The 7,543-nt window shown below is 47.5% G+C and carries 8 protein-coding genes and 1 rRNA gene; 1 reads left to right on the forward strand and 8 read right to left on the reverse strand.

Going from position 1 to position 7,543, the window contains the following annotated elements; genetic code table 11:
* Window positions 1-2: 2 nt before the first annotated feature.
* The 8 genes from BLU99_RS10855 to BLU99_RS10890 all read right to left on the reverse strand — a co-directional run bounded on the left by BLU99_RS10855 (window position 3) and on the right by BLU99_RS10890 (window position 6,828).
* The gene (locus BLU99_RS10855; protein WP_143065796.1) at window positions 3-650 is read right to left on the reverse strand and encodes a hypothetical protein; all 648 of its coding nucleotides are present in this window, start codon (window positions 648-650) and stop codon (window positions 3-5) included.
* Complete coding sequence (locus tag BLU99_RS10860) at window positions 647-1,426, reverse strand: pyrroline-5-carboxylate reductase family protein (protein ID WP_091902016.1); 780 nt, start codon at window positions 1,424-1,426, stop codon at window positions 647-649. The genes BLU99_RS10855 and BLU99_RS10860 overlap by 4 nt, the downstream gene beginning before the upstream one ends.
* A complete protein-coding gene (locus tag BLU99_RS10865; RefSeq protein WP_091902018.1) occupies window positions 1,423-2,574 on the reverse strand; it encodes an aspartate aminotransferase family protein in 1,152 nt (383 codons plus the stop codon). The genes BLU99_RS10860 and BLU99_RS10865 overlap by 4 nt, the downstream gene beginning before the upstream one ends.
* A 92-nt stretch (window positions 2,575-2,666) precedes the next feature.
* Window positions 2,667-3,632 carry an N-acetyl-gamma-glutamyl-phosphate reductase gene (gene argC, locus BLU99_RS10870; protein WP_091902020.1) on the reverse strand — a complete coding sequence of 322 codons (966 nt, stop codon included), beginning with the start codon at window positions 3,630-3,632 and terminating at the stop codon, window positions 2,667-2,669.
* A 24-nt stretch (window positions 3,633-3,656) separates the two neighbouring features.
* Complete coding sequence (locus tag BLU99_RS10875; RefSeq protein ID WP_091902023.1) at window positions 3,657-4,859, reverse strand: argininosuccinate synthase; 1,203 nt, start codon at window positions 4,857-4,859, stop codon at window positions 3,657-3,659.
* Between the two features lie 28 nt (window positions 4,860-4,887).
* On the reverse strand, window positions 4,888-5,499 hold the full coding sequence (locus BLU99_RS10880) for a GNAT family N-acetyltransferase (protein WP_091902025.1): 612 nt from the start codon (window positions 5,497-5,499) through the stop codon (window positions 4,888-4,890).
* A gap of 78 nt (window positions 5,500-5,577) precedes the next feature.
* The gene (argR, locus tag BLU99_RS10885; protein WP_091902026.1) at window positions 5,578-6,054 is read right to left on the reverse strand and encodes an arginine repressor; all 477 of its coding nucleotides are present in this window, start codon (window positions 6,052-6,054) and stop codon (window positions 5,578-5,580) included.
* Between the two features lie 171 nt (window positions 6,055-6,225).
* Window positions 6,226-6,828: a DUF4923 family protein gene (locus BLU99_RS10890; RefSeq protein WP_091902029.1), complete on the reverse strand. Its 603-nt coding sequence runs from the start codon at window positions 6,826-6,828 to the stop codon at window positions 6,226-6,228.
* Between the two features lie 556 nt (window positions 6,829-7,384).
* Between BLU99_RS10890 and BLU99_RS10895 the strand changes: the two genes are divergently transcribed.
* Window positions 7,385-7,543: ribosomal RNA gene (locus BLU99_RS10895) — 16S ribosomal RNA — on the forward strand; the annotation flags it as partial.

Raw genomic sequence — 7,543 nt, forward strand, 5'->3', positions numbered from 1 at the left:
TGTTATCGTTCGTCAATGACTTTATAATCAGCGTATCTCTTCTTTGGGAATACGAAAATATCATCGTTGATGCCACCGGCCTGAAAGTCAGCGAAGGTGATGGTCGCCCAGAAAATGGTCACTTTGATGCGTAGCCGCTTAGGGTAGTAGTCGCCTCGGGTGAGCAATGCCTGAACCTGTCTGATACTGCCTTTGGCGCCTGACTTGGCCTTTAGCGTCACTAGGAACCCTTCGGGAGCTTCGGCGATGGAATAAGTGAAATCGTCGGGGTAGAACTTGAACTTCTGCAATTTGTCATCCTTCTTGTTCACCTTCGGGTCGTGGAGCTCAACGATATGTTTGTTCTGTCGTACGATATGCTTCAGATCACCGTTGTCCCAGATGATGGTATTCTTATGCTGCGACTTACTTTTGTTGCCCTTGTAACAAGCCGTACCTTCCTCCTTATAGAGATGCAGGATATTAATTTTATAGGAGAATCTTACGCCCTCCGGCCCGAAGAAATGATTATACGCCGTCTGGAAGATACGACGTGCCTGTCGCTCGTTTGGGGTCATTCCCGTATCCTGCTCGCCTACATGTGTTCGCCCCTGTGCTAGGGTTATCATACACAGACAGGAACAGCAGAGTACTAGAAATCTCTTGATCATTTCAGTCCGGCTTTGAGTCCGCGGATGACGGCAGAGGTGAAGCCGGCATGCTCCATCTCATTAAGTCCTTTGATGGTTACACCGCCGGGAGTCGTCACAAGATCGATGGCCGCCTCCGGATGCATGCCGCTGGCTTCAAGCAGTTCTACTGCACCCTTTATGGTCTGCATGACGATCTTCTTGGCATCGTCGGCCTTGAAGCCCAACTCTACACCACCTTCCGATGCGGCACGGATATAACGCATGGCATAGGCGATGCCACAGGAGGCGAGGGTCGTACCTGCTGCCAGATGTTGTTCGTCTGTGATGAGGGTGTTGCCCATCTCGTTGAAGATGTCGGTGACGGTCTGGGTATCCTTCCCCGAGGCCCCTACGGGCACGATGAAGGTCATAGAGGCCATCTCGGCAATGGCAATGTTCGGAATCACTAGGAATAATGGAGGACAGTTATCACCCAACCACTCTTTGATGCTTGCAGATGAAACACCGGCAGCAATTACTATCAACAATTGCTTCTTAGCGTTCAGCTCTGGCTTGATGTCTTTCAAGACCCGTTCCACAAGCCATGGCTTGACCACAACGCAAACGATGTCTGCAGTGTCGGCTGCTAACTTGTTGTCAGTGGTAACGTTGACACCTGTCTTTGCGAACTTCTCTACGACAGCCTGTGACGGATCACTTACTGTGATATCCGCGTTTTTAAACTGTTTGCCTTTGATGAGCCCTTCTACGGTGGCACCACCCATGGCGCCAGCTCCAATGACTGCTATCTTCATAATACTCGCTTTAATCGTTCAATAAAATCGTCTGCATTTTGTTTTGTCAGACATAGTGGCGGTAATAGGCGCAGAATCTTTTCTCCAGCACAACCGGTGAAACAGTGCTCCTGATGGATGAGTGGCAACCGCACTTCCTTGTGGGGAATGTTAAGATCGATGCCGATCATCAGACCGCGTCCACGAACATCGGTGATATGGCTCTTCCCCTTTGATTTCAACTCGTCGTTTTTCAGGTCCTTCAGTTTCTTAATCAGGTACTCGCCGGTATCATGGGCGTTCTCAACCAGATGCTCCTGCTCGAAAACATCGAGCACGGCCAGTGCTGCCGCACAAGCTAGATGATTTCCGCCGAAGGTTGTGCCGAGTTGTCCATAGACTGGTACGAAGTCGGGACTGATGAGTACGCCGCCCATCGGGAAGCCGTTGGCTATACCTTTTGCCACGGTGATGATATCGGGCTTGATACCCAACCATTGGTGAGCGAAGAACTTTCCGCTCCGACCGTAGCCGCATTGAATCTCATCGCAAATCAGGACTGCACCATAGCGTTTACACGCATAAGCCAGTCCTTGAGCAAACTCAGGGGTGGCCATTTGGATTCCACCGACACCCTGAATGCACTCCAGAATCACGGCTGCCACACCACCTTTTGACAGTTCGCGCACCCATGGCTCAAGATCATTCAATGGCAGAAACCGTGTATGGTGGTTGTCGTTGATCGGAGCAATGATCTTCGGATTGTTGGTCACCTCGACGGCAAGACTTGTTCGTCCGTGAAAGGCCTTCTCACAGGAAAGCACTCGTGTGTTGCCTGTTTTGAAAGAGGCAAGCTTTAGTGCATTCTCATTGGCTTCTGCACCAGAGTTGATAAGGAAAAGTTGGTAGTCATCGTAGCCACTGATTTTACCAAGACGCTCTGCCAACTCTACCTGTAGTTTGTTGATGACGGAGTTGGAGTAGAACCCCATCTTATTGAGCTGCTCAGACACTTTCTCTATGTAGTGTGGATGCGAGTGGCCGATGCTGATTACTGCATGCCCGCCATAGAGGTCCAGGTATTCCTGTCCCTTGTCGTCCCATACCTTACAACCCTGACCCTTGACGATGTTCACGTCGAAGAGCGGATATACGTCGAATAGTTTCATGTTATTAAGTCTATAATCGTTTGCAAAGTTACGGCAAATATCCGAAAACACGTCACATTCTTCAGTCTTTTTGCACGTTTTTTTGTGTTCCTTTAGAAAGCGGATGCCTTTAGTCTCAGACCGGTGGTCTCATCAATGCCGAACATGATGTTCATGTTCTGAACGGCCTGACCTACGGCACCTTTCAGTAGATTGTCGATGCAGGAGGTGATGAGCAACTTATTGCCATACTTCTCAACATGCACCAGTGCTTTGTTGGTGTTTACCACCTGTTTCAGGTCGATGGGCTTGTTGCAGTAGTGAGTGAAAGCCGCATCATGATAGAAATCCTGATAAACTTTAATTACATCTTCTACAGGAGCCGTAGTCTTGACGACGGCGGTACAGAAGATTCCTCGGGCGAAGTCACCACGATAGGGGATGAAGTCGATGTCGGCATCGAGCGTGCCTTGTACTTGTTTCAAACTCTGACGGATTTCTGCGATATGCTGATGCTGGAATGGCTTATAGATGCTCAGGTTGTTGTTTCGCCAAGAGAAATGCGTGGTGGCACCGGGCTTCTGTCCGGCACCAGTCGAACCAGTGATGGCATTGACTGCAACATCTTCTTTTAAGAGCCCCAGATGAGCGGCAGGCAGAAGCGCCACTTGGATGCATGTGGCAAAACAACCGGGGTTGGCTACATGCTGTGCCTTCTGAATCTCGATCTTGTTGATCTCCGGCAGACCGTATACATAGTCGTGGTCACCTTTGATACGGAAGTCCTGTGCCAGATCGATGATTTTCACATTCTCAGGAATTACGTGCTCCTTAAGAAATTGTTCGCTCTTACCGTGCCCGAAACAGAAGAATACAACATCTACCTTGTTGAAGGGCATCTCATTGGTGAAGCATAAGTCTGTCTCACCCACAAGACCCTCGTGCACGTCACAGACCGGATTGCCGGCATTGCTTTCCGAATTGGCAAATACGATTTCTGTTTCTGGATGGTTGAGTAGCAGACGGATGAGCTCGCCGCCCGTATACCCTGCTGCGCCAAGTATTCCTACTTTAATCATCTCGTAATCTGTTTAATCCGTGACTTATCTTTTCTCGTCTTTATGTATTCCGTAGTAGACACGGAGAGGCGTAGAGCTAACCTTGATGAAACCTTTGGCCTCGTCGGCAGTCCAACCGGTCTGCGTCTCACCGTATTCACCGAGTTTGCTCTTTGTAAGGTCATTGTCAGAGTCAATACCGACGGTCTCAAAGCCATAAGGACGGAGTTTCAGGATGGCGGTACCAGTCACGTTACGCTGACTGGAGGTCAGCATGGCCTCGATATCTGGCATAACAGGCTCTAGATACTGGCTCTCATGCAGGAACATACCATACCAGTTGGCTACTTGATCTTTCCAATACTGCTGCCACTTCGAGAGTGTTGACTTCTCTAACAGGCGGTGTGCCTCAATAATCAGTTTCGGTGCTGCGGCCTCGAAACCTACACGACCCTTGATGCCGATAATTGTGTCACCTACATTGGCATCACGACCGATGGCATATGAGGCGCCAATTTCCTCAATTTTCTGGATGGCTTTGATCTTGTTACTAAACTGTTCTCCATTGACTGCTGTGATTTCTCCTTTGTCGAAGGTAATCTTCAGTGTGGCTTCCTTCTCTGTTGCTGTGACGTGCTTCAAATAGGCCTCCTCAGGCAGCCCCTGTGTGGGGTCAAGCAGTTCACCACCGCAAATGCTGGTGCCCCAGATGCCCACGTTGTAACTATACTTCAGTTTGGTAAAGTCTGCAAAAAAACCGTGGTCGTTCAGGTAGTCCACCTCTTCCTTGCGGGTCAACTTTTGGTCACGGGTCAAGGTGATAATCTCTACACCTGGAGCCATCACGAGGAAGGTCATGTCGAAGCGGATCTGGTCGTTGCCTGCACCTGTAGAGCCATGCGCAATGGCATCGGCACCAATCTCTTTGGCATAACGGGCAATGGCGATAGCCTGGAAGATTCGTTCGCTGCTCACACTGATAGGGTAGCAATTGTTACGTAGCACATTACCGAAGATCATGTATTTCAGCGATTTCGCGTAGTACTCTTGTGTCACGTCGAGCGTTATGTATTGTATGGCGCCCAACTTGTAGGCGTTCTCTTCATTTTTCTTTAACTGTTCTTCACTGAATCCGCCGGTATTGGCGCATGCTGCATATACGTCCCAACCTTCCTGGGCTAACTTCATCACTGTATAGGAGGTGTCTAGTCCTCCAGAAAATGCAACTACAACTTTTTTGTTTGCCATATTTCTTGTTTTTTTATGTCTTGACTATTTATTTCTTCTCTGTTCCATCGATCTTATGGATGCGCTCGATAACGTCGTCTGGAATTTTTGCAGGTAAATGCTCTGTCGGGTCGTACAGCATGGCTGTACAGATACAATACTTACGACCTGTACGATGTAGTACGTCTACGTTACAGCAGCCTTCGCATCCTTTCCAGAAAGCCTCATCTTCCGTGAGATCGGCAAAGGTGACGGGCTGATAGCCAAGGGCTGTGTTCATGGCCATCACTGCCGCGCCACTAGTCAGCGAGAAAATTTTGGCATGTGGCCAACGGGTGCGCGCGAGCGTAAATGTCATGTCCTTGATACGCTTTGCCACATGATGGCCGCGAAAGTCCGGATGCACAATCAGACCGGATGTCGTGACGTATTGTTGATTCTCCCAAGTCTCAATGTAACTGAAGCCGGCAAAGGTTCCGTCTTTCGTCAGTGCGATGACGGCCTTAGCTTCCAGCATCTTTTTGGTCAGATACTCATGCGTCCGCTTGGCGATTCCTGTACCGCGTACCTTAGCGGCTTCAGCAATCGTCTCGAGGATGGTGTCGACGTATTTCTCATGTTCTGGTCCCGCCACCAGGACCTCTATTTCTCCTTTTTCCATTGATTCTCAATTGTCAATATCAACTTAGGCTCTGCTTCGATGGTTCTCACAGAGTCCTAAAAAATATTATTATTTTAGTTATTTCATGTTAGGAACGACATCGCTCAGTGCCTCGACAATCTCCTGATGTCTGATACCTTCTTTGATTACAATGAAAATAGTGTCGTCGCCGGCAATGGTTCCTAGAATCTCGGGGATGTCGCTGTTGTCGATGTTCCAGGCTATCGAACTGGCATAACCGGGACGTGTCTTGATGATACCCATGTTACCTGAAAAATTGATGCTCACAAAACCAGGTACTTTCATCATTTCACGGATGCTGTTAGGGGTGCTAACGCGTTTGTACATCGTCTCGTTCGGAAGTACGTACACATAATTGCCACTCATAGAGGCCGCCTTTGCCACTTTCAGTTGTTTCAGATCTCGGCTTAGTGTTGCCTGTGTCAACTTGAAACCTTCTTTCTGGAGGGCGGTCAACAACTCGTCTTGACTACCCAGTTGCTGACTTGAGATAATCAGGCGTAATGCCTCTAATCGGTTGTTTTTTACTTTCATTGTGGTATATTTATTCAGAATTTGGGTGCAAAATTATACAAATTCTTGCATATAACCAAATGATATTGCGTAAATCTTTTGCGAATTAATGAATATTAGTGAATAAATATGCCTCTCGTCGTATATCCGAGAGGCATAATTGCATAGATATAAGAAAAACTTTCAGAATGATCACTTCGTCATGTCGAAACCGACACGCACACCGTCGTAGTTCTTGCTCAAGTCGCCAATCGTCTGCAGGTTGGCATTGCCGCTCAGGGCAGACATGGTCTGAAGTAACGTCAATAATTTCTTGGCCTCGAAGAGAATGGAGATGCCGTTGATCTCTTTCTTCGCGTAGCAGTTAATCGACAGAAGTAGTCCCTTCAGTTTGATTTGCTGGGAAGCCTCGTCGAAGGTGTAGTTGCCGCTGAATGGGGTGCCGGCAATCTTTGATGAGAAGGTCCCGTCCTGTTTGAAGGTGATGTAGGTGTTGTTGGCTGAGATACCTACCTGCTTGTAATAGGGCAGAAGTTTTTCTTCAATTTGTACGGCGGCCACTTCACCGCCGGCTTTTGCCAATAGATTCTCGCTGGTAAATGCGCAACCGGGACCTTTGTATTGCCAGTCTCCAATTAGGCTCTGCGCCTTCACTTTGTCAAGACCGATGACGCTTGTGACCGCATTGACGATGCCACCGCCATTGGCCATGGCATTCATCACTTGACCTAAATTCCCGCAACTGACCAATGCTATACATGCAAGGGCCATCATTCCAATTTTAATCTTTTTCATCTTACTATACTTTTAATATCGTGGATAATATCATAATAATATTGCTGCGAATTTACGACATATTTTCCAAATTCACAAGAAAAATCTGCAATTATCCTGTAAAACCACCAATTTCTTCTTCTGTCTTTTCTCTGTCATGCGAGTGCTTAAGCTTTATTTGTTCTTGGTGTCTATGTCAAACTTGTATGAGGGAGAGAAGATGTCATATTCTGTTTCCTCTATAATATATAATAAGGTGTGCCTTGCATTTGTGCTTGATGTTGGTCAAGAGGGATAAAAATTTCGCATATAAAATGAAATTTTTCCTGGAAAAGTTTTGGTGGTTCGGAAAAAGTGTGTACCTTTGCATCCGCTAACGAGGAAACGACCTCTGTAAGCGACGAAAGAAAGAGTTCTTTGAAAGATTTACATAGACAGAAGTAGTACAAGAAGCGAGAGCATTGTAGTGATGCTCTTGGGTAGAAGAAACGAACCGTTTATTCTTTTAAACAAACACTTGATACTGGATAGTCGTTCTGAGACAGATAACATTCCGTAAGGGATAAAGATATTTTTTACAATGAAGAGTTTGATCCTGGCTCAGGATGAACGCTAGCTACAGGCTTAACACATGCAAGTCGAGGGGCAGCATTATCGAAGCTTGCTTTGATAGATGGCGACCGGCGCACGGGTGAGTAACGCGTATCCAACCTTCCCCTTAGTAGGGCATAGCCCG

This window comes from Prevotella sp. lc2012, assembly GCF_900107065.1.
Taxonomy (GTDB): Bacteria; Bacteroidota; Bacteroidia; order Bacteroidales; family Bacteroidaceae; genus Prevotella.

What these genes read in the sequence shown, in the direction of transcription:
- BLU99_RS10855 (WP_143065796.1), bottom strand. Translation starts at nt 650, where the DNA reads ATGATCAAGAGATTTCTAGTACTCTGCTGTTCCTGTCTGTGTATGATA.
- BLU99_RS10860 (WP_091902016.1), bottom strand. Translation starts at nt 1,426, where the DNA reads ATGAAGATAGCAGTCATTGGAGCTGGCGCCATGGGTGGTGCCACCGTA.
- BLU99_RS10865 (WP_091902018.1), bottom strand. Translation starts at nt 2,574, where the DNA reads ATGAAACTATTCGACGTATATCCGCTCTTCGACGTGAACATCGTCAAG.
- argC (WP_091902020.1), bottom strand. Translation starts at nt 3,632, where the DNA reads ATGATTAAAGTAGGAATACTTGGCGCAGCAGGGTATACGGGCGGCGAG.
- BLU99_RS10875 (WP_091902023.1), bottom strand. Translation starts at nt 4,859, where the DNA reads ATGGCAAACAAAAAAGTTGTAGTTGCATTTTCTGGAGGACTAGACACC.
- BLU99_RS10880 (WP_091902025.1), bottom strand. Translation starts at nt 5,499, where the DNA reads ATGGAAAAAGGAGAAATAGAGGTCCTGGTGGCGGGACCAGAACATGAG.
- argR (WP_091902026.1), bottom strand. Translation starts at nt 6,054, where the DNA reads ATGAAAGTAAAAAACAACCGATTAGAGGCATTACGCCTGATTATCTCA.
- BLU99_RS10890 (WP_091902029.1), bottom strand. Translation starts at nt 6,828, where the DNA reads ATGAAAAAGATTAAAATTGGAATGATGGCCCTTGCATGTATAGCATTG.